This is a genomic window from Citrobacter sp. Cm038, from assembly GCF_030333105.1.
In the GTDB taxonomy this organism is placed as follows: Bacteria; Pseudomonadota; Gammaproteobacteria; order Enterobacterales; family Enterobacteriaceae; genus Citrobacter; species Citrobacter murliniae.
In genome coordinates this window covers 958,621-979,599 of sequence record NZ_JAOWGO010000016.1, presented here as the reverse complement: position 1 = coordinate 979,599, position 20,979 = coordinate 958,621, and the positions used below count along the sequence as shown (strand labels likewise).

Annotated in this window: 18 protein-coding genes; 8 read left to right on the top strand and 10 right to left on the bottom strand. The window is 52.4% G+C overall.

Annotated elements, in window-relative coordinates; genetic code table 11:
• Positions 1-4 precede the first annotated feature (4 nt).
• Positions 5-2,986: a virulence factor SrfB gene (locus OGY01_RS07035; protein WP_286492707.1), complete on the top strand. Its 2,982-nt coding sequence runs from the start codon at positions 5-7 to the stop codon at positions 2,984-2,986.
• Entirely contained in the window at positions 2,983-5,142 is a 2,160-nt protein-coding gene (locus OGY01_RS07030; protein WP_286492705.1) for a virulence factor SrfC family protein, read from the top strand. Before OGY01_RS07035 ends, OGY01_RS07030 begins: the two co-directional genes overlap by 4 nt.
• Positions 5,143-5,161: 19 nt before the next feature.
• Here the strand turns inward: OGY01_RS07030 and OGY01_RS07025 are convergent, their stop codons facing one another.
• Positions 5,162-5,335 carry a GhoT/OrtT family toxin gene (locus OGY01_RS07025; protein ID WP_136345510.1) on the bottom strand — a complete coding sequence of 58 codons (174 nt, stop codon included), beginning with the start codon at positions 5,333-5,335 and terminating at the stop codon, positions 5,162-5,164.
• Positions 5,336-5,527: 192 nt separating this feature from the next.
• Here OGY01_RS07025 and yncL point away from each other — a divergent pair, with 192 nt between their 5' ends.
• On the top strand, positions 5,528-5,623 hold the full coding sequence (yncL, locus tag OGY01_RS07020; RefSeq protein WP_071828932.1) for a stress response membrane protein YncL: 96 nt from the start codon (positions 5,528-5,530) through the stop codon (positions 5,621-5,623).
• Between the two features lie 367 nt (positions 5,624-5,990).
• On the opposite strand, the gene patD is transcribed toward yncL, so the two are convergent.
• The 6 genes from patD to OGY01_RS06990 all read right to left on the bottom strand — a co-directional run bounded on the left by patD (position 5,991) and on the right by OGY01_RS06990 (position 13,097).
• On the bottom strand, positions 5,991-7,418 hold the full coding sequence (gene patD / locus OGY01_RS07015) for an aminobutyraldehyde dehydrogenase (RefSeq protein WP_286492703.1): 1,428 nt from the start codon (positions 7,416-7,418) through the stop codon (positions 5,991-5,993).
• A gap of 21 nt (positions 7,419-7,439) precedes the next feature.
• Entirely contained in the window at positions 7,440-8,246 is an 807-nt protein-coding gene (locus tag OGY01_RS07010; RefSeq protein WP_045443109.1) for an ABC transporter permease, read from the bottom strand.
• On the bottom strand, positions 8,236-9,180 hold the full coding sequence (locus OGY01_RS07005; protein WP_286492701.1) for an ABC transporter permease: 945 nt from the start codon (positions 9,178-9,180) through the stop codon (positions 8,236-8,238). Before OGY01_RS07005 ends, OGY01_RS07010 begins: the two co-directional genes overlap by 11 nt.
• Positions 9,181-10,197, bottom strand: a complete 1,017-nt coding sequence (locus OGY01_RS07000) for an ABC transporter ATP-binding protein (RefSeq protein ID WP_286492699.1) — start codon at positions 10,195-10,197, stop codon at positions 9,181-9,183.
• A 16-nt stretch (positions 10,198-10,213) separates the two neighbouring features.
• Positions 10,214-11,359: a putative ABC transporter substrate-binding protein YdcS gene (ydcS, locus tag OGY01_RS06995; protein ID WP_045443119.1), complete on the bottom strand. Its 1,146-nt coding sequence runs from the start codon at positions 11,357-11,359 to the stop codon at positions 10,214-10,216.
• Positions 11,360-11,687: 328 nt separating this feature from the next.
• A complete protein-coding gene (locus OGY01_RS06990; RefSeq protein ID WP_045443122.1) occupies positions 11,688-13,097 on the bottom strand; it encodes an aminotransferase-like domain-containing protein in 1,410 nt (469 codons plus the stop codon).
• 167 nt (positions 13,098-13,264) lie between these two features.
• Here OGY01_RS06990 and OGY01_RS06985 point away from each other — a divergent pair, with 167 nt between their 5' ends.
• The 4 genes from OGY01_RS06985 to OGY01_RS06970 all read left to right on the top strand — a co-directional run bounded on the left by OGY01_RS06985 (position 13,265) and on the right by OGY01_RS06970 (position 16,222).
• The gene (locus tag OGY01_RS06985; protein WP_045443300.1) at positions 13,265-14,668 is read left to right on the top strand and encodes a cytochrome ubiquinol oxidase subunit I; all 1,404 of its coding nucleotides are present in this window, start codon (positions 13,265-13,267) and stop codon (positions 14,666-14,668) included.
• The gene (cydB, locus tag OGY01_RS06980) at positions 14,668-15,678 is read left to right on the top strand and encodes a cytochrome d ubiquinol oxidase subunit II (RefSeq protein WP_286492698.1); all 1,011 of its coding nucleotides are present in this window, start codon (positions 14,668-14,670) and stop codon (positions 15,676-15,678) included. Before OGY01_RS06985 ends, cydB begins: the two co-directional genes overlap by 1 nt.
• Positions 15,678-15,803, top strand: coding sequence for a DUF2474 domain-containing protein (locus tag OGY01_RS06975; protein WP_071828945.1), 126 nt, complete (start codon positions 15,678-15,680; stop codon positions 15,801-15,803). The genes cydB and OGY01_RS06975 overlap by 1 nt, the downstream gene beginning before the upstream one ends.
• Positions 15,804-15,991: 188 nt before the next feature.
• Entirely contained in the window at positions 15,992-16,222 is a 231-nt protein-coding gene (locus OGY01_RS06970; RefSeq protein ID WP_200011080.1) for a DUF2554 family protein, read from the top strand.
• A gap of 3 nt (positions 16,223-16,225) precedes the next feature.
• Here the strand turns inward: OGY01_RS06970 and rlhA are convergent, their stop codons facing one another.
• Positions 16,226-18,187, bottom strand: coding sequence for a 23S rRNA 5-hydroxycytidine C2501 synthase (gene rlhA, locus OGY01_RS06965; protein WP_048221409.1), 1,962 nt, complete (start codon positions 18,185-18,187; stop codon positions 16,226-16,228).
• Between the two features lie 78 nt (positions 18,188-18,265).
• Positions 18,266-18,802, bottom strand: a complete 537-nt coding sequence (locus OGY01_RS06960) for a helix-turn-helix domain-containing protein (RefSeq protein ID WP_045443321.1) — start codon at positions 18,800-18,802, stop codon at positions 18,266-18,268.
• A gap of 104 nt (positions 18,803-18,906) precedes the next feature.
• On the opposite strand from OGY01_RS06960, the gene OGY01_RS06955 reads away from it, so the two are divergent.
• Positions 18,907-20,073, top strand: coding sequence for a benzoate/H(+) symporter BenE family transporter (locus OGY01_RS06955; protein ID WP_045443324.1), 1,167 nt, complete (start codon positions 18,907-18,909; stop codon positions 20,071-20,073).
• Here the strand turns inward: OGY01_RS06955 and OGY01_RS06950 are convergent.
• Entirely contained in the window at positions 20,056-20,925 is an 870-nt protein-coding gene (locus tag OGY01_RS06950; protein WP_045443327.1) for a helix-turn-helix domain-containing protein, read from the bottom strand. The genes OGY01_RS06955 and OGY01_RS06950 overlap by 18 nt on opposite strands.
• Positions 20,926-20,979 lie beyond the last annotated feature (54 nt).

The window sequence follows — 20,979 nt, the reverse complement described above, 5'->3', positions numbered from 1 at the left end:
TTTTATGTTGGTCAATCTGTGTGATTACAAACAGAGCGTAACGCTCATCGCTAATAGCGGCGTGCAGTTTCTCGATTTCGGACTGACTCCGCAGGAATCCGCTCACCACGGTCGTTTCGTTCGCAAAACGGCAAACGGCCCACTGCTGAGGCTGGATTTCGATCTCACAACGGGACGCTATACCCTGCCAGGTAACACCGGCGGACAACCTGAGGTGGTGAAGCCGGAAAGTACCCAGACGTTACATTATTCGCTGGACGTACTCGATGGTGTCTGGTTACCCCTGCCGTTCCTGCGTTTTAACCCACCCCGCACGTTTATCGAAGGCCCGGATAACTGGGCGCGCGTACAAGTGCGAAAGCTGGCGCAGCCAGACAGCGCAGGCAACACCCACCGCGTCACTATCGCGCTGGACAGTCAGCTTGCCGAACACGCACCAGCCGCATTGACGCCAAACGAAAACGACCTGCTTAACGGAACGCGATTTGCGCTGGCCTGGCAGGATAACGAAATTGCAGATTTCCTCGACCAGACCTGGATTGACGGCTGGTTGCGAGAGTCCTTCCTGCATCATGTCACGCAGGAAGAGAGCCGTTCAGAGCAGGAGATCCAACTGGCGCTGCGTAACTTCGAATATCAGGCGCACTGGCTGAATTTGCTGGCACTGTTAGGTGAACAGTTATCTGTCCCGGAAGTGAAGTTGGTCACGCATACCCTCAGCACCCCCGCTATTCCTGTCGATCTCATTTTAGATATCGGCAATACCCATACCTGCGGTGTATTGATTGAAGATCACGGGGATGCCAATGACGGTCTGCGCCAGACTGCTGAACTGCAGGTCCGTTCGTTAAGCGAACCTCAGTTTCTTAACGATCCGCTGTTCACCAGCCGACTGGAGTTTTCCGAAGCGCGCTTTGGTAAGCAGCACTTTTCCGTTGAAAGTGGCCGCGATGACGCCTTTATCTGGCCGTCTATCGTGCGCGTCGGCGATGAAGCCCGAAAACTGGCAATGCAGCGTTTGGGGACAGAAGGCAGCAGCGGGATCTCCAGCCCACGCCGTTATTTATGGGATGAAACGCCCGTTTTACATGACTGGCGCTTTAGTCAGATGAATGGCAAAACCCAGCGCGAACCGCTTGCCACGGCCTTTCCGTTAATGAATCTGATGAACGATGACGGACAACCGCTGTTTAGTCTGCCACAGGATGACCGGCTGCCAGTTTTCTCCCCGCAGTACAGTCGCAGTACGCTGATGACGCATATGTTGTGCGAGATTCTGGCTCAGGCTCTGGGGCAAATTAACAGCGTGGCAACACGTCTGCGCCTCGGATTCCCGGCCTCTCCACGGCAGTTGCGCACGCTGATCCTCACCCTGCCCTCTGCGATGCCAAAACAAGAGCGCGAGATCTTCCGCCTGCGCATGTTTGAAGCGATTGCCCTGGTCTGGAAAGCGATGGGCTGGCACCCGCAGGATGAAGATTTCACCACGCGCAAACAGCAGGAAAAGAGCGTGGTTCCCGTCCCGGAGATCCAGATGGAATGGGATGAAGCCAGCTGCGGACAACTGGTGTGGTTGTATAACGAAGCCATTTCGCATTATGACGGGCACACCGAATCATTCTTTAACGCTCTCTCCCGTCCGGATCGCCAGCCGGAGCCTGATGAAGTCAAAGGTCGCGCGCTGCGCGTCGCATCAATCGACATTGGCGGAGGCACAACGGATATGGCCGTCGTGCATTATCAGCTTGATGATGGCGTTGGCGCGAATGTCAAAATTACGCCGCACCTGCTGTTTCGTGAAGGCTTCAAGGTTGCCGGCGATGACATGCTGCTGGATGTGATTCAGCGCTGTGTGTTACCTGCTCTGCAAACCCGGTTACAGCAGGCGGGCGTCACCGATGCCGCCGCACTGCTGGCTACGCTGTTTGGCGATTCGGGGCGCATCGACACCCAGGCAATTTTACGCCAGCAAACGGCGTTACAGCTCTTTATGCCGCTCGGTCATGCTGTGCTCTCCGCCTGGGAGCAGAGCGACATTAACGATCCGGTAGCAGGACTGCATGCCACTTTTGGCGAATTGCTGTCTCAACGTCCAACGCGCAATGTGATGAACTACATTCAACAGGCTATTGATCATGCGCTGCCGTCGGGTTCGCCAGTCTTTGACTTGCTGAGTGTCCCGTTACAGGTACAGTTCAGGCAGCTCCAGGAGGCATTGCTGGCTGGACAATTTACCCTTACTGCCCCACTGCACGCTGTCTGCGAAGCCATTTCACATTATCGCTGCGATATTTTATTAGTCACCGGCAGACCCGCCTGCCTGCCAGGCGTACAAGCGCTGATCCGTCATCTGCAACCAGTACCGGTTAACCGCATGATCTGGATGGACAACTACCGTGTACATGAATGGTATCCGTTCAGTCAGCAAGGTCGCATTGGCAATCCGAAATCCACCGCCGCCGTTGGTGCAATGCTGTGTAGTCTGGCGCTGGATCTACGCCTGCCACGCTTTAACTTTAAAGCCGCCGATATCGGTGCGTACTCTACCGTACGCTATCTTGGCGTACTGGATAATACGGTCAATACGCTGCGTGATGAGAACATCTGGTATCACGATATCGATCTCGATAAGCCAGGGGCAAAACTGGATACCCGTCTGCACTTTCCGCTGCGCGGCAACGTGACGTTAGGTTTTCGTCAACTGGCTAATAGTCGCTGGCCCGCCACTCCGCTGTATACGCTCAGTATTAACTCTGCCGAACTGGCGAAAACCATTGCTGGCGATGGCGTCTTAAATGTGCGCTTACAACTACGCGGCGGTACTAAAGAGACAGGCCCGGAATTCTTTGTTCTGAGTGATGCCTGGCTGCAGGATGGCACACCCGTTGCCGCCAATGCCTTAACGTTAAAACTGAATACGCTGGCAGACCGTCGTCATAGCGGCAGCCATTACTGGATTGATAGCGGGAGCGTGTACCTGAAATGAGCAAGATGTTAAATACCGCACAAGCCGCCATCAAATGGGTGACTGAAACACGTCAGCGTACCACACGTCTTGATGATGAAGCGGACGCTCTGTTGGCTCAGCTAACGCTGACGGCAGTTAATGAATCTGCGCTAAATGCGGCATTAACCGCGCAAGGTTGTGTTGGATTATATGGACATTCTCAACCGGCGAAAGCGCATCTGTTATCCGCCCTGTGTAGCAATGACAATGGCAAACTCAACATCACCGCCCCGGACCGTAGTTTTGATTACTTTACGCATATTAACCCCGGACATGCACCGACCAATATGGCGATCCGTTTTACGCGTAAAGAAAACCCGATTGATAGCGAATGGCCTCTGCGTCTACGGTTGATGAGTGAGGCAGAACTGGTACAACTGTTTATCGCGCAGTTCTGCTCATTACCCGACAACCGCCAGGTTGAGAGGTCAATCATTGAAGCACGACTGGAAAAATGGCAGACGCTGCGCCAGCGTCATCCAGTTCAGGGGGTTTCCGCACAAGATGTGGCGGCAATCGGCCGCTTCTGGCGAAACAGTGTTCCCTCCAGCCAGCAGCAAATTGACGATGCATTATGGCATCACTTTGCCACGCTACTTCCCGCACTGGATCTGACTACCCGGGCACACGCATGGGCGTTGCTGTGGGGGGAACAACCGGAGCTAACGCAGCAATGGCTGGCGCTGGCACACACGTTGCAGCAGACCGGTCATGCGCAAGAGATAGCCGCGCCGCTAAGTTTGCTGGTCGACCATTTTGGTTTGCCCGCCGAAAACTTCCTGACCCAGGTAGCATTAACCGGAAGTGATGCACAAAGCGACGTGGTCGTTCATCCCATTGATGATAATCAGTTACTCAATGCGGTCAGCCTCTCGCTGGACTCCCTGGCCCTGCTAACGCGTGAACTGGTACTGACAGTTGAAGACAATGTGCTTGGCAATGTGGATCTGCTGGATATTCCTCTTGCACCTGATACGCACCCGCATCCGTTGTGGCGTGCAAAATTAGGCTGGATGCTGGAACATTACCGCCAGCATCTACAACCGGATGTCTTAGTGATCTGCAATGCCGTATCTACGCGTTCACAGACGCCAGCGATTACCCGAACGCTGCTGGGTTGGGTCAACGATACCCAACCGCTGCATGATGCCGCGTTGCCTGGCGTGGTATGGGCGATTACTCCCCAGGACGCACGTTTTACTACGCAGCAAAACCTGGATGAAGCCGTTCAACAATTAATGGGCAAACCCGGATTACACTGGGGCACGTTGCAGGCTCTGGACAAACATAGTGTTCAGCGACTTGTTGAATGGTTGTCTCAGGCAACGTCACCGCACCAGCGCGAGGCCCGATTGACCTCCCTTCGCGAGCAGTACCAGCAGCGCATTCGCGAAACCCTGAACACCTGGCTGAATGTTGCTGATGAGGGATCCGGCGCGAGCGAATCAGTGATCCGCCAGTTACAGGCACAGGCGGCAAAACATGGCGAGCTGTTGGATGGTCTGCTGCCGCCAATGCGCAGTTTTGAGTCTCTGCTACGCATTCAGCAGCCACGGGAAGAACAGGTCAGTGGCTTATTTAATGATGAGATCGATCTGTTTGCTGAGGTGCAGGACATATCGCATCAGCATGAGAATAAAGAAACCGGATATCAGGCGCATAAAATGTGGGTCAACCATGTACGTCAATGGTGCCGCAATGAGAATAATGCGCGCCGTCTACGTCTGGAACCCCGTACATTAAGGCAGGTTGCCGACATACTGGTCACGACCAGCTACAGACTGCAGATGCCTCAGCAGTTACAGCGTATTATGCAACGCGAGAACGTCTGCGGGGCACAGTTGCACGCCGATATCGGTGATTTTATTACCTGGCTTGGCTATGCCAACGTAGCGGAGGAAAAGCGGCCAGCCAGCAGGATCCAAAAGGGTACGGCTATTTTTAGCGCGCCGGTGCAACAACCTATGTTCCGTCTGACAAAGCTGGATGAACAGCCGCTGCATGGTGCAAGCCGTTATGTGTACGACTGGCTGGTTGCTCTCTACACTCGTGCTAATGAGAATGTAGGCTATCAACATCCTTCAGATATTACTGAGGCAGACAGGAAACAATTGCTCGCCTTGCTCAGTACCTGAAGCGGCGGTAACGCCGCCATCAAAAAAGAGAAAACAGGAGTGCGACGGGAAAACTCATCGGCCATGTCGCCCCGACTAACACCGCACTCAGAAAGCGAATACGCTTTTTATCGCGAGATAGAAACCAGGTGATGATAGCCGCGACTGCGGCCATCACCGCATAAAAAACCAGCATTTTTTGGTACAAAGACATTTGGGGCATCCAGGCCAGAGGGGAAAATCGCGCGCAATATGCTCTTTTTCATGACTCACATCAAGTTTTATTCATTTTTTTCAGAAAAACGCCTGAAAAACACCCTGTTACCACAATGTTCAGAATGGGTACTATTGCGGTTCGTCTTAACCCGTACTATACCCATAGGGGTTAAATCGAAAGGTGGCAAAAATGAATGTTTCCAGTAAAACTGTTGTGCTGATAAATATATTTGCTGCTGTAGGACTTTTCAGCCTGATATCCGTAAGGTTCGGCTGGTTTGCGTGATGTGATTCGTGTTGATTAATTGCAGCGCCTGCTGGCAGAGAGATGGCGTTCTCTCTGCCTTTAGTATGTGATCTTCCCACTCCACCGCCATCCGGTAAATTATCCTTAATGCGTAATATCCCTAATCCTTCTGCGGCATTAAATAATAAAACCTGGCAATGTGTGTATGCTGTTCAGTAATGCATTTATGGGTGGAATTCGTGGTTCGGGAACAAGGTCCCGTTCAATGCGAAATTAGTCTGACCTCGCGGATAATTCCAACTTACCGCCGTCCAATGGCGACGAGGCCAGTGGCGCGCATAGTATAGAGACACGTTTGCCAATATTTAGCTATCCGTGCCTCTTTCACTGTTCGCGACTGAAGATTTTACTCGTGTTTGATCATCACATGCCGAACAACCGTGTAATCCTCCAGCCCGTAAACCGACATATCTTTGCCATAACCTGACTGTTTTTGTCCGCCATGCGGCATTTCACTCACCAGCGTGAAGTGGGTATTGACCCAGGTACAGCCATACTGCAAACGAGCACTTACCCGATGTGCGCGACCAACGTCCCGCGTCCAGACAGACGACGCCAGCCCGTACTTCGAATCGTTTGCCCACGCCAGCACCTGTTCTTCTTCATCAAAGACGGTCACACTAACCACCGGGCCAAAGACTTCCCGTTGAACGATGGCATCTTCCTGCTTCGCCCCTGCCAGCAGCGTCGGAGCAAAATAATAGCCACCTCCCTCCACTTTTTTACCGCCAGTGATGACTTTGATGTGGCCAAGTGCTTTGGCCTCTTCTACTGCTTTTGCCACGCGCTCAAGGTGTGCTTTTGAACTTAATGGCCCCAGTTCTGTTGATTCATCATCCGGCGCCCCGGTTTTCAGGCTGGCGACAGCCGCGCCCAGTTTTTCAACCAGCGCATCATAAATCCCCTTTTGTGCATAGATGCGGCAAGCCGCAGTGCAATCCTGTCCGGCGTTGTAATAACCAAACGTTCGCACACCATTAACGACCGCATCCAGATCGGCATCATCAAAAATAATGACTGGCGCTTTTCCACCCAGTTCCATATGTGTGCGCTTAATCGTAGGCGCGGTATGCTGAATGATGTGCTCCCCGGTCACAATGGAGCCCGTCAACGAAACCATACGCACTTTTTCATGTCCGGTCAGCGGATCGCCCACCGTTGCGCCTCTACCGAACAGGACGTTAATGACACCTGCCGGGAAGATATCTTTCGCGTATTCCGCCAGTTTCAGCGCCGTAAGTGGCGTAATTTCTGAAGGTTTGATTACCACGCAGTTACCTGCCGCCAGCGCCGGTGCCAGTTTCCATGCAGCCATCATCAGCGGATAGTTCCATGGGGCAATAGATGCCACCACCCCGAGCGGATCCCGGCGGATCATTGACGTATGCCCTTCCAGATACTCCCCGGCAGCCGACCCGTGCAAGGTACGAGCAGCCCCGGCAAAAAAGCGGAAAACATCCACGATGGCTGGAATTTCATCATTGAGCACACAGTGCAACGGCTTGCCGCAGTTGAGAGACTCCAGCTCAGCAAATGTTCGGGCATTGTTTGCGATGGTATCCGCCAGTTTAAGCAGGAGCTCCGATCGCACTTTCGGCGTGGTTTGTCCCCATGCCGTAAACGCATGGTCCGCCGCGCGAACGGCGGCATCAACCTGCGCAGCCGACGCCTCCGCAATTTCCAGGATAAGCTCTCCGGTCGCAGGGTTGAAAACTGGCTGCTTTTCACCTTCACCGCCGACCAGCTCACCGTTAATCAGTAATAGATGTTGCATAGCAATTTCCCATATTGTCGTTTATTTACCGTTTCCGGCGAGAGTTTCGCCTTCACGCGTTAGCCACCAGGCCCCTAAAATTGGCAGTGTTGTAACCAGCATGACCAGCAATGCCACAACGTTGGTGACAGGAACATCGCGTGGACGTCCCAATTGATTAAGCAGCCATAGAGGAAGCGTTCTTTCATGTCCGGCGGTGAACGTTGTCACGATGATTTCATCAAACGACAAAGCAAACGCCAGCATGCCACCCGCCAACAGTGCCGACGCTAAATTCGGCAATACGACATAGCGGAAGGTCTGCCAGCCGTTGGCACCCAGATCCATCGATGCTTCAACCAGACTCCATGAAGTGCGGCGAAAGCGCGCCACGACGTTGTTAAAAACCACCACCACACAAAACGTCGCATGTCCCACAACGATCGTCAGGAACCCCGGTTCCAGATTGATGGTTTTAAACGCACTCAGCAGCGCCAGGCCAGTAATAATGCCCGGCAATGCAATCGGCAAAAGCAACAACAGCGATATTGCACTCTTGCCAAAAAAGTCCCTGCGCCACAGTGCAGCCGCTGCCAACGTTCCCAGGATCAGGGCGATGGCCGTCGACAGCGCAGCAATTTTAAGTGACAACGTCACTGATTCAAGGATGTCGCTGCGCTGCGCCGCAACGCTAAACCAACGAAGCGTTAACCCCTGGGGTGGAAAACTAAAAGCAGCTTCCTCGGTATTAAAAGCATAGGTGGCAATAATGAGGATGGGAAAGTGCAGAAAAATCACGCCTCCCCATGCAGCCAGTTTGAGTAAAAAAGGTGCGCGTTCAGAGTGCATCGAAAGCTCCCAGACGCTTCACGAACGCCAGATACAGTGCAATTAAGACAATCGGCACCAGGGTGAATGCCGCCGCCATTGGCATATTGCCGATAGCCCCTTGTTGCGAATAGACCATGTTGCCGATGAAGTACCCCGGCGGTCCCACCAGTTGAGGAACAATAAAGTCCCCCAGCGTCAGCGAGAAGGTAAAGATCGAGCCGGCCGCAATACCCGGAATCGCCAGCGGAAGCACCACATAACGGAAGGTTTGGCGCGGACGAGCCCCCAGATCAGCCGAAGCCTGAAGTAACGATGGCGGTAACCGCTCCAGCGCAGCCTGTACCGGCAAAATCATAAACGGAAGCCAGATATAGACAAAAACCAGAAAGCGCCCTAATCCCGACGTCGACAGTGTGTTACCCCCGATAGCTGGCAACGTCAGAAAAGCCGTCAGCACAGGCTCCAGTCCAAGATGAGTTAAAAACCACTGCGCCACACCATCTTTTGCCAGCAGCAGCGTCCACGCATAGGCTTTGACGATATAACTGGCCCACATTGGCAGCATCACCGCGATGTAAAAAAAGGCCTTCATCTTGCCGCTGGTGTAACGCGCCATATACCACGCCATCGGAAACGCCAGAATAGCGCTGGCAATAGTGACAGCTACTGCCATCGCCAGCGTTCGCAAAATGATGTCGTAATTTGCCGGATTAAACAGCGCCTGTAGATTGGCCAGCGTCAAATCTGGCGTAACTGACATGGTAAAATCGTCGAAGGTATAAAAACCCTGCCACAATAGCGTCAGTAATGAGCCAAAGTAGACGATTCCGAACCACATCAACGGTCCGAGCAGCAGCAAAAACAACCCAAAGCCCGGATTACGCCAGAAAAAACCCGTTATCCTGCTCAGGTTTGTCGACTGCACAGGTGAATGTAAGACATTCATAGCCATTCACCTCTCCTCAACCAGCGGTACCATCACGTCACGCGACCACGATGCCATCACCTGTTGGCCCGGTGACAGCGTTGCTGGCAGCGTTTCCCCTGTCAGGTTTGCCTGACTGACCAGTAATTTTTCACCGCCAGCGAGTTTTAGCTCAAACCGTGTCGCTGCCCCCTGATACTGCACCGCCTGGATAATCCCCCGAGCCTGAACCTCGCCGCCGGAATCGTTTAACCGAATGTGTTCCGGGCGCAGTGAATACATGCCCTGCAGCCCACAAACATTCGCCGACATCGCCGCATCGAAGACATTTGATGTCCCCACGAAACTCGCCACAAAAGGTGTGCGTGGGCGCATATAGAGTTCACGCGGCGAATCCACCTGCTCAATACGACCGTTATTAAACACCGCTACACGATCGGACATCGACAGCGCTTCTCCCTGATCGTGCGTGACAAAAATGAAGGTAATACCAAGAGACCGCTGTAGTTTTTTCAGTTCCAGTTGCATCTGTTCACGCAACTTGAGATCCAGCGCGCCGAGCGGCTCATCCAGTAGCAGAACGCGCGGTTCATTAACCAGCGCACGGGCGATGGCCACACGCTGACGCTGCCCACCGGAAAGCTGTGACGGTTTACGTTCATAAACGAAGCCGAGCGCCACCTTTTCCAGCGCCTCACGGGCCTGAGCGTGGCGCTGTTTTTTATCAATACCTTTGACCATTAGCCCGTAGGCCACGTTGTCGAGGATCGACATGTGCGGGAACAACGCATAGTCCTGGAAAACGGTATTGACATCCCGTTCCCAGGGCGGCAAATCGCTGGCCTGTTTACCAAAAATTTTAATTGCGCCGCCAGAGAGCTGTTCGAAGCCAGCTATCAGACGCAGACAGGTGGTTTTGCCGGAGCCGGATGGCCCCAGCATAGAAAAAAATTCACCATCATTAATCGCAATACTGACCCCATCGACTGCACGAACATCCCCGTAAAGTCGTGAGACATTGTCAAATTCCACTGCGTACGTCATAAAACCCCCAGCGGAATTAGCGACCGCCCATAATGGCTATGTAATCCTGCGTCCAGCGACTGTACGGTACAAATTTCCCACCTTCTGCGATGGGCGTTTTCCAGAAAGCGATTTTGTCGAAAAAGCTATACCCATTGGTTTCACAGCCTTTTTCACCCAGAAGTGGGCTGGCTTTACATCCTTCCGGCACAACAGGCAGAGAACCAAACCAGGCGGCAACATCGCCCTGTACTTTCGGCGTTAATGACCAGTTCATCCATTTGTACGCACAAACCGGGTGTTTCGCTTCGCTGTGCAGCATAGTGGTGTCAGCCCAGCCGGTAACGCCCTCTTTTGGAAATACGGTCGCGATCGGCTGGCCTTCACCTTTCAGGGCGTTAGCCTGATACGGCCAGGCGCTGGAAGCCACGACACCTTCGTTTTTGAAATCACTCATTTGCACGGTGGTGTCATGCCAGTAGCGGTGGATCAGTGCATGTTGATCGCTCAGAACCTTAATGACCGCCTGATACTGTTTTTCAGTGAGTTGATACGGGTCGCTGATGCCCAGTTGTGGCTGAGTGGCTTTAACGAACAGCGCGGCATCTGCAATATAAATTGGACCGTCGTAAGCCTGTACGCGCCCTTTATTGCTTTTCCCGTCAGGAAGGTTTTGTTCCACAAACACCACGTTCCAGCTATCCGGTGGTGTCGGGAAGGTTTTGGTGTTGTACATCAGCAGGTTTGGCCCCCACTGATATGGCGTGCCATAGACTTTCCCACCAACGTTAAACCACTCACCTTTTACAACGCGCGGATCGATAGTTTTCCAGTTAGGGATAAGCGCTGTGTTAATAGGTTGAACGCGTTTCCCCATAATCAAACGCAGTGAAGCATCACCTGAAGCCGTTACCAGGTCATAACCGCCTTTTGCCATCAGGCTGACCATTTCGTCTGAGGTGGCTGCTGTTTTCACATTGACCGCACAACCGGTGTCCTTCTCAAACTGTGAGACCCAGTCATATTGTTTATCGGTTTGTCCACGTTCGATATAACCCGGCCAGGCAATAATATCCAGGCGGCCTTCCGGTTTATCTAATGATGTGGGGGGTTCGGCTGCATGGGCTGTCATCAGCGTCATACTGAGGGCACACAGACTACTGAGGGCAAATTGCTTGCTCATAACATCTTACTCCTGTCGAAAAATATTGAGCGGCAGCCATGCCGTAAATATATGTCCTTTCCTAAAAATAGTCGGGGTGTCGTAAGCGTTCCTGCTGGCGCAAGGAAATTTAATCAGGTTGTGAGCTAACGCTCATTACGTCGTGGGCTCTGGCAGGATGACTAAATCTTCTGGAGTATAGACAAGGAGTTAGATGCGCAGGGGGTAATACCAACAACTATTGATATTTTGTATGGTGGCACTCGATATAAATAACTTTATGGCCAGGCATTCGTTATTTCGAAAATAAGAACGCACTATTCTTTTATATTGAATAGCGCGTTCGGTATTATTTCATCATCTCGCGAATTAATTTCCCGAGCAATTTCACTGCCTGCTCCTCGCGCTCTCCCCAGTTCCATGCGGTATTGAAGCGAAAGAAACGTGTCCAGGTCCCCGATGTTGAGAACATTTTACCTGGCGCAATACTAATATGGTGGGCCAGCGCCTGAGTACTGAGTTCCCCCGCATCGAGTGGCTCGGGCAGTTCCAGCCACAGAAAATAGCCGCTGTCGTTATGGTGAATTTTGACTTCCGCCGGAAGATGACGAAGCAGCGTTTGCCAGGCCTGCTGTTTGCGTTCTGCCAGTTGACGGCGTAACCGACGCAGATGCGCGTCATAACGCCGCGTGGACAGGTAATCCACCAGTGCAAGCTGCATTGGAGAACTGGTTGATAAGGTACTCATCAACTGGAGTCGCTGAATGCGGCGGGCATGTTTTCCTGCGGCAACCCAGCCAACACGAAATCCTGGCACCAGGCATTTCGAAAACGAAGAACAATGCAGCACTCTGTCGCCGTGATCCCAGGCCTTTGCGGGCAACGGTTTTTCACGGCCAAAGTAAAGCTCGCTATAAACGTCATCTTCAATCAGCATGACGTTATATTTTTCCAGCAATGCAATCAGACTGGCTTTTTTCTGTGCGCTGAGCGTAAAGCCAAGCGGGTTTTGACTGTTGGTCATCAACCAGCAGGCTTTTACCGGATACTCCTGTAATGCCAGTTCCAGTGCAACAAGGTCGATGCCTTCCTTTACATCAGTGGCCACAGAAAGCGCCTTCAGACGCAGTCGTTCCAGGGCCTGCAATGCACCGTAAAAACAGGGGTTTTCCACGATAACCCAATCACCCGGTTCAGTCACCGCCTGCAAACTCAGGTTGAGGGCTTCAAGCGCACCTGCGGTAATCACAATCTCATCGGGCGAAATAGTGATCCCCTGCTGAGCATAACGCCGTGCGATAGCGTGACGCAGTTCAGCATTACCCGGTGGCAGGTTTTCGATAACGCTCATGGCTGTGGCTGTTTTGCTTACCTGCGCCAGCGAACGGTTAAGCTGCTGCAAGGGAAATAAGCGGGGATCGGGGAATGCGGAAGCAAATGGCATAACAGATGCATCCCTACTGGCCTGCAACATGTCAAAAATATAGGTATTGATATCCACGGCTTCATCACGCATGACCTGCACTTGCGGTATTGAAACCTCACGCTCGGGACGTGCAGCAACATAGTAACCCGACTGCGGTCGGGCAATGATCCGTCCCTGGCTTTCCAGTAGCTGGTAAGCGTGTCCGACGGTCATAAAACTCATTCCGCTGCTTACCACTTGCTCACGCAAGGATGGCAGGCGATCGCCTGGCTGCCATACGCCAGACGCAATTTGATCGCGAATTTGTTCCGCCAGCCGCTGATACTTTTTCATTTTTCGTCCTGATATCCGGTGTCGGTGATAACCACGATGTATATCAGTTTACATAATCAACTTATTTTTTATAACTGTTATGGTTAAAAAGAACAGTTCTGTTTCTGCCCCCCGCTGTTCCCCAGGCTTAGAATTGCGCTAAATCAATTTTGCCTGCGGAGTTAAGCATGTTCGGTCTTGACGCGTTTCACCTGGCGAGGATCCAGTTCGCGTTTACGGTGTCCTTTCACATTATCTTTCCGGCTATAACTATCGGACTTGCCAGCTATCTGGCGGTACTCGAAGGTCTTTGGCTGAAGACGAAAAATCCGACCTGGCGGTCGCTGTATCATTTCTGGTCTAAAATATTTGCCGTTAACTTTGGCATGGGTGTCGTATCGGGTCTGGTCATGGCTTACCAGTTTGGTACCAACTGGAGCGGCTTTTCTGAGTTCGCTGGCAGTATCACCGGGCCATTACTGACCTACGAAGTGTTAACCGCATTCTTCCTGGAAGCGGGTTTCCTTGGTGTCATGCTGTTTGGCTGGAACAGAGTGGGACCCGGCCTGCACTTCTTTGCCACCTGTATGGTCGCGCTGGGGACCATTATCTCTACCTTCTGGATCCTGGCATCAAACAGCTGGATGCAAACGCCGCAGGGCTACGAAATTGTCAATGGACAGGTAGTGCCAGTGGACTGGTTTGCCGTCATTTTCAATCCTTCATTCCCTTATCGACTGCTACATATGTCCGTCGCAGCATTCCTCAGCAGCGCCCTGTTTGTCGCCGCGTCAGCTGCCTGGCATTTATTACGCGGTAATAACACCCCGGCTATTCGGGCCATGTTCTCCATGGCGCTGTGGATGACATTGATCGTCGCCCCACTCCAGGCGCTGATTGGTGACATGCACGGACTGAATACCCTTAAGCATCAGCCCGCGAAAATTGCAGCCATTGAAGGACACTGGGAAAACCCGCCAGGGGAACCGACTCCACTGCTGCTGTTCGGCTGGCCTGACATGGAGCAGGAACGTACCCGTTACGGGTTGGCTATCCCGGCACTGGGAAGCCTGATCCTTACGCATAGTCTGGACAAACAGGTTCCGGCGTTAAAAGAGTTTCCGAAAGAAGATCGCCCTAACTCCACCATGGTGTTCTGGTCGTTTCGTATTATGGCAGGCTTAGGCATGCTGATGATCCTGCTGGGCGCATTCGCGCTCTGGCTACGCTACAGACAGCGTTTATACACTTCGCGTCCCTTCCTGAGATTCGCGCTGTGGATGGGACCTTCAGGTCTGATTGCTATTCTTGCAGGTTGGGTCACCACCGAAGTGGGACGTCAGCCGTGGGTAGTTTATGGGCTACAACGTACAGCGGATGCGGTTTCCGCGCATGGCGATCTGCATATGAGCATCAGTTTGCTGGCCTTCTTTGTGGTTTACAGCTCGGTCTTCGGCGTGGGTTACAGCTATATGATCCGCCTGATCCGCAAAGGGCCTCAGGAAGATCCGCCGACCATCCCGCCATCAGGCACTCCTGCACGGCCGCTTTCAGCTGCGGTCCTCGATTCGCAACCTGAGGTGCTCCGCTAATGGGTATTGATTTATCAGTTATTTGGTTTGTTATCATCGTGTTCGCCACGCTGATGTATATCGTGATGGACGGTTTTGATCTCGGGATCGGCATTTTATTCCCCGCCATTCAGGATGCCGACGATCGGGACGTGATGGTCAACAGCGTGGCACCGGTATGGGACGGGAATGAAACCTGGCTGGTACTCGGTGGCGCAGGCTTGTTCGGCGCTTTTCCACTGGCCTATGCCGTGATTGTCGATGCGCTGACCATTCCGTTAACGCTGATGCTCATAGGGTTGATTTTTCGTGGCGTCGCCTTTGAATTCCGTTTCAATGCTACACCGGCTCACCGACCATTCTGGGATAGAGCCTTTCTGTGCGGTTCAATCCTCGCGACCTTCACCCAGGGCGTTGTTGTTGGTGCTGTTCTCAACGGTTTTTCAGTCACCGGACGCAGCTACAGCGGTGGACCATTCGACTGGCTGACACCTTTCACGCTGTTTTGCGGAGTCGGGCTGGTTGTCGCATATGCTCTGCTCGGAGCAACATGGTTGGTCATGAAAAGCGAAAACCCGTTGCAGGATAAAATGCGCAACGTGGCAAAAAAACTGCTGCTCACACTGCTGGTCGTGATTGCCATTATCAGCCTCTGGACGCCACTGGCACACAGCGCCATTTACGAGCGCTGGTTTAGCCTGCCGAATCTGTGGTTCCTGATGCCAGTACCGGTACTGGTTGCGCTTATCAGTCTGTGGATCTGGCGCACATTGGGCCAGCAAAGCTGCCATGCAGTGCCTTTTGTGCTGACACTCGGCTTGATTTTTCTGGGTTTCAGCGGGTTGGGGATCAGTATCTGGCCGCATATTATTCCACCGTCAATTACCCTCTGGCAGGCTGCGGCACCAGCGCAGAGTCAGGGCTTCATGTTAGTTGGTGCACTGCTGATTATCCCCATAATCCTCGTTTACACCTTCTGGAGCTATTACGTTTTTCGCGGCAAAGTTCAACATGGTGAGGGGTATCATTGATGCAGCAATCGATCTGGAAACGCCTGATGTGGCTGGTGATCCTCTGGGGAGGAAGTGTGCTGGCGCTCGCTGGCGTTGGCATGTTCTTCCGTCTGTTGATGACGGCGGCAGGTTTTAAGTCCTAGGACATTGCGATTCAAGCCGGGTTGTGCTCGCACTTCCCGGAAACTCAAAATTCAAACGATTATTAAACAACTCAGTAATAATTGCCGAGTTTGCGAAACAGATGTTGCCTTTGGTCCGAATAAATATTGAAATAGTCACCAGGCGAAATTATCGCCATTTCTGTTTATTACGTACCAGAGGCTGCATGATGTTTAAGAAAGGGTTAACGGTGTTATTGCTGGCCAGCGCGCTTTTCTCCGGCCAGCTTTTCGCTTCTAATCAGGGACATGAATATCTTCAGGTACAGGATGCCGATCATTTATTACGCCACTCAGCCGACAGCGATGAATTACGTGTGACGGCGGAAGAGTCCGCCGCCGATCTACGTGAGCATCATCACTGGCTAAAATCACGCAAGCCCGATACACATTTAAGTTAATGCTTAGCCTTTACGTTTTGGCAGCGTTTTCATCAGATCTTCCGGGCTGACAGAAGCTACAACGCTACCCGGCAACGGCATTTTCAGAATGTGATGCTTAATCTTGCCGATAACGTGCATTTCGCACGGTCGGCAATCAAATTTTAGCGTCAGCACTTCATCACCATTGACCAGTTGCATTGGAGTCGCTTTCCAGCTTTTGATATTTCCTTTTGCCTGTTTCGGGCACAGATTGAAGGCAAAACGCAGGCAGTGCTTGGTGATCATTACCGGGACGTCACCTTTTTCTTCATGTGCCTCATAAGCGGCATCAATCAACTGGACACCATAACGGTGATAAAACTCACGCGCTTTATGGTTATAAACGTTCGCCAGAAAACTCAGATGCGTTTGTGGATACACCGGTGCCGGTTCGGAAACAGGTTTACGGCAGCCACGCTGATAACTGGCCAGACGAGCGGCATCCAGCATATCTACAGCTTCACGCCGGAACTGATTGAGTTGCCCGTTCGGTACGAACAGCGCCCCCGGCAAATTGACCTGAATATCGCGGGCGTAATAGAGCGTTTGCCCCAGTTTTGCCAGGCCATCCTGCAAATTACTCAACGCTTTTTCCGCATTGTTAGCTTCTTCAAACAGGCCGTCCAACGTATGGGTAATACTCACGCCCTCTTCACTGGTGAGCGTCAGGATCAACTGCTCCTGCCAGCCGCCCAGCTCAATATCTACCGCCACCCGGCGTTCGCTGGACGTCTTGGTTAACGCTTGTTGCCAGTTATGATCGAGATTGCGGTTCAGCGGATGGTGCGGGCGAACTTTGTGCAGATCGGCAGGCATGTCATTCGGCCAGACCCGATAACGGTTGTGTCCCGTTTTTTCCACCGTATTAGCCCGAAACCCTACCACATCACGTTTAATTAACACGTTCAGGCCATCGCCGTTCGCCAGCGGTTCCGTCACCTCAACATCAAGATGGTCTTTCGCAACTTTCAGCACTTCTCCGACGGGCAGACCTATAAATTTCGGTGAGTCGAAAGCACCGATATCCCCTTTCCGGGCGTTAACAAAATAATCGGTGCTGCCACGGTGGAAAGTTTTTTCCGTGGAGGGAGTAAAGAAATGCTCAGTTCGCCCCGCAGAAGCCCGGGCCAGATCGCCCCGCTCTTCGATTATCGCATCCAGCATCTGCCGATAATGTGCTGTAATGTTTTTCACATAGCTCATATCTTTGTAGCGACCTTCAATTTTGAAGGACCGCACACCCGCATCAATCAACGCGCCGAGATTGGCGGTTTGATCGTTATCTTTCATCGACAACAGATGTTTTTCATATGACACCACGCGGCCCTGATCGTCTTTCAGGGTATATGGCAAGCGACAGGCCTGAGAGCAATCCCCACGGTTAGCACTGCGGCCAGTCTGGGCATGGGAGATATAGCACTGGCCTGAATAAGCCACGCACAGCGCACCATGAATAAAAAACTCAATGGTAGCGTCTGTGGACTGATGAATAGCGCTAATTTGTTCAAGGCTTAATTCCCGCGCCAGTACAATCTGGGTGAATCCGACGTCAGAGAGAAATTTCGCCTTCTCTACACTACGGATATCGCACTGGGTACTGGCATGCAGTTCAATAGGGGGAATATCCAGTTCCAGTATCCCCATATCCTGCACAATTAACGCGTCAACGCCGGTTTGATACAGATCGGTAATTAACCGCTGCGCGGGTTCCAGCTCATCATCATGCAGGATCGTATTCAGCGTCACAAAAATTTTCGCCCCATAACGATGGGCAAAAGGCACCAGATCAGCGATATCTTTCAGGCTGTTGCTGGCATTATGACGCGCCCCAAAACCGGGACCGCCAATGTATACGGCATCTGCGCCGTGTAAAATGGCTTCGCGCGCAATCGCGGTATCACGGGCCGGGCTTAACAGTTCAAGGCGATGAGGTTGCTGACGCATACAGTTGTTACCATCCAATAGCGGCAAAATGGCGGCTATTGTAGTCAGAAGCGCAACGTTTCGGAATAGTTTTCCCGATTAACTGCGCGGGTAATGGATGAGTGAATGAAAGTGAACCGTCTGTTCACTGCTGTTACGATAACTGTGCGCAGTATCTCCGGCAAAACGCACCCCCTCACCGGCTTTTAATGTTCGCCATGCCCCCTCAATGTACATATCGAGCAGGCCATTAATCACTACGACATGCTCAATGACGCCAGTCTCATGTGGGGTAGATTCACTCAGCGCCCCCGGAGCCAATAGGATCGAAAAATGGTCAAAGCAAAGTTGTGGATCCCACGGGAAAAGCGGTGTCACCACCATTGCCTGTTGTTCGGGATCGAATGTGGTCGTGCCGTCGGATTCTGGCGGTGAAATAAAGGTTGAAAATGGGACGTTCAGCCCAGTCGCGATTTTCCACAATGTCGCCACCGTGGGGCTGGATTCATTACGTTCAATCTGCCCCAGCATTGCCTTTGAAACGCCTGTCTCCTCGGCCAGGCGAGAAAGGCTCCATTCTCGCTGGTGGCGCAATGTTCTGAGCGTAGTGGCCAGATATTGAGTTAAATTGTCCATTTATTCCTCCCTTAATCCCCTTCTGCAAAACAATAGCTTACCACTTGTACGCTATAACGCACAGTGATACAGTGACTGACCGTTATAACGCACACGGAGTCTTTATGCGCGCGCTTTCAATACCTTTACCCACCGTCTTATCCGGTTTCGTTGCCGTTCTGGTCGGCTACGCCAGCTCGGCGGCTATTATCTGGCAAGCGGCAATGTCTGCGGGTGCGACAAGCGCGCAAATCGCGGGCTGGATGACTGCCCTTGGGCTCGCGATGGGCGTTAGCACACTGGTACTGACACTATGGTATCGCGCTCCGGTATTGACTGCCTGGTCAACACCTGGCGCGGCACTGCTGGTCACCGGTCTGCAAGGCTTAACAATTCAGGACGCGATCGGCGTTTTTATTGTCGCTAATGCGCTAATTGTGCTGTGCGGCGTAACCGGGCTGTTCGCCCGTCTGATGAAAATTATCCCACACTCTCTGGCGTCGGCTATGCTGGCCGGGATCCTGCTACGTTTTGGATTGCAGGCATTCGCCAGTCTCAATAGTGAGTGGGTTCTGTGCGGCAGTATGCTGCTGGCGTGGCTGGTCTTAAAAGTCCTGGCCCCACGTTATGCGGTTATCGCCGCGATGCTGGTGGGTATCGTCATTGCTCTGATTAAAGGTGACATTGTCACAAATAGTGTAAGCCTGTCGCCGGTAGTACCTGAGTTTATTGCTCCTCATTTTTCCTTTGCCTACAGCATCAGCGTTGCGATACCGCTATTTCTGGTGACGATGGCATCGCAAAATGCTCCTGGTATCGCCACCATGAAGGCTTCCGGCTACTCATTGCCTGTTTCACCGCTGATTGTTTTCACCGGCCTGCTGGCACTGTTGTTTTCCCCTTTTGGTGTCTATTCCATTTGTATAGCCGCCATCACCGCTGCGATTTGCCAAAGTCCCGAAGCACACCCTGACGCACAGCGACGCTGGTTAGCCGCTGCCGCTGCTGGCGTATTCTATTTGCTGGCGGGGATATTTGGCGGTTCAGTCAGTGGGTTAATGACAGCCCTGCCCGTTAGCTGGATCCAGATGTTGGCTGGTCTGGCGCTGTTGGGGACCATTAGCGGCAGTCTGTACCAGGCATTACATAATGAAACGGAACGGGATGCCGCCATCATCACTTTTCTGGTTACCGCCAGTGGGTTAACGCTATTGGGGATTGGCTCTGCATTCTGGGGATTAGTAGCCGGTGGGTTGTGCTATGCGGTGCTGAGATTAGCGCGCCGCGCGTAACTGCGATGGCGTCTTACCCGTCACCTGTTTAAACCGGTTACTGAAATGGCTTGCCGAACTGAATCCACATGCCATCGCAATATCCGACAAACTGCGTGAAGAATAGCAGACCAGTTGTTGTGCCAGCGTCATTCGCCGCTGCATAACGTACTGGTGCGGTGCCATGTTCATTGACTGACGAAACATTCTGGCAAAGTGAAAATCACTTAACGCCGCTTCGCCTGCCAGATCGCTCAGGGTTATCGGGTAAGCAAGATGTGCCTCAATATAGGCCAGTACGTTTCGCAATGTGACGGGAGCAAGACCTCCCGTGACCGCCGGTGCCCGCCATTGTACATTGCTGTAATGCTGGATCAGGTGCGTTAATAAAAGCGAGGATGCAGCGCTGAGCGTGAGATGATTGGCGGGTTGCTGCCAGTCATTTCCGAGCAAAAACTGGCGGTAAACTGCGGTGATCCCGGGGTCGCTACCAAATGTATGCTCATCCAGTGTGAAACTATATGGACTTTTGTCCCAGACTTTCTCACCCACTTCACGTAAATGTGCGTCCGTACAGTAGAGATGAACAAACGACAGGGCATCACGGATGTCCCAACTCGACTCGCTCTCTTTCGGCATCAGACAGAAACGGTCCGGGCCGCCACCGTTCTTCCAGCCCCCCGCCGTCTTGTGATAGCTCTCGTAGCCATCGGCGACATACAAACTGAGCGTATGGTGATCGCAATATTGTGTGATGGTGTCGCGTTTGTTCGACCAGGCCGCCAGTTGGATCCCTGAATGTAACGCAACCGATTCATGCAACACGGCATTATGTTTGCGTAAGTTTTCAAAGGCATCGTAGGGCTGAGACATACCATCACATTCAAAAGAAGTTAGCAGGCTTTTCAGTCTATCTCAGCTATATGT

Bases quoted from the DNA above. Each gene is read 5' to 3' on its own strand.
- OGY01_RS07035 (WP_286492707.1), top strand. From the start codon at position 5: ATGTTGGTCAATCTGTGTGATTACAAACAGAGCGTAACGCTCATCGCT.
- OGY01_RS07030 (WP_286492705.1), top strand. From the start codon at position 2,983: ATGAGCAAGATGTTAAATACCGCACAAGCCGCCATCAAATGGGTGACT.
- OGY01_RS07025 (WP_136345510.1), bottom strand. From the start codon at position 5,335: ATGTCTTTGTACCAAAAAATGCTGGTTTTTTATGCGGTGATGGCCGCA.
- yncL (WP_071828932.1), top strand. From the start codon at position 5,528: ATGAATGTTTCCAGTAAAACTGTTGTGCTGATAAATATATTTGCTGCT.
- patD (WP_286492703.1), bottom strand. From the start codon at position 7,418: ATGCAACATCTATTACTGATTAACGGTGAGCTGGTCGGCGGTGAAGGT.
- OGY01_RS07010 (WP_045443109.1), bottom strand. From the start codon at position 8,246: ATGCACTCTGAACGCGCACCTTTTTTACTCAAACTGGCTGCATGGGGA.
- OGY01_RS07005 (WP_286492701.1), bottom strand. From the start codon at position 9,180: ATGGCTATGAATGTCTTACATTCACCTGTGCAGTCGACAAACCTGAGC.
- OGY01_RS07000 (WP_286492699.1), bottom strand. From the start codon at position 10,197: ATGACGTACGCAGTGGAATTTGACAATGTCTCACGACTTTACGGGGAT.
- ydcS (WP_045443119.1), bottom strand. From the start codon at position 11,359: ATGAGCAAGCAATTTGCCCTCAGTAGTCTGTGTGCCCTCAGTATGACG.
- OGY01_RS06990 (WP_045443122.1), bottom strand. From the start codon at position 13,097: ATGAAAAAGTATCAGCGGCTGGCGGAACAAATTCGCGATCAAATTGCG.
- OGY01_RS06985 (WP_045443300.1), top strand. From the start codon at position 13,265: ATGTTCGGTCTTGACGCGTTTCACCTGGCGAGGATCCAGTTCGCGTTT.
- cydB (WP_286492698.1), top strand. From the start codon at position 14,668: ATGGGTATTGATTTATCAGTTATTTGGTTTGTTATCATCGTGTTCGCC.
- OGY01_RS06975 (WP_071828945.1), top strand. From the start codon at position 15,678: ATGCAGCAATCGATCTGGAAACGCCTGATGTGGCTGGTGATCCTCTGG.
- OGY01_RS06970 (WP_200011080.1), top strand. From the start codon at position 15,992: ATGTTTAAGAAAGGGTTAACGGTGTTATTGCTGGCCAGCGCGCTTTTC.
- rlhA (WP_048221409.1), bottom strand. From the start codon at position 18,187: ATGCGTCAGCAACCTCATCGCCTTGAACTGTTAAGCCCGGCCCGTGAT.
- OGY01_RS06960 (WP_045443321.1), bottom strand. From the start codon at position 18,802: ATGGACAATTTAACTCAATATCTGGCCACTACGCTCAGAACATTGCGC.
- OGY01_RS06955 (WP_045443324.1), top strand. From the start codon at position 18,907: ATGCGCGCGCTTTCAATACCTTTACCCACCGTCTTATCCGGTTTCGTT.
- OGY01_RS06950 (WP_045443327.1), bottom strand. From the start codon at position 20,925: ATGTCTCAGCCCTACGATGCCTTTGAAAACTTACGCAAACATAATGCC.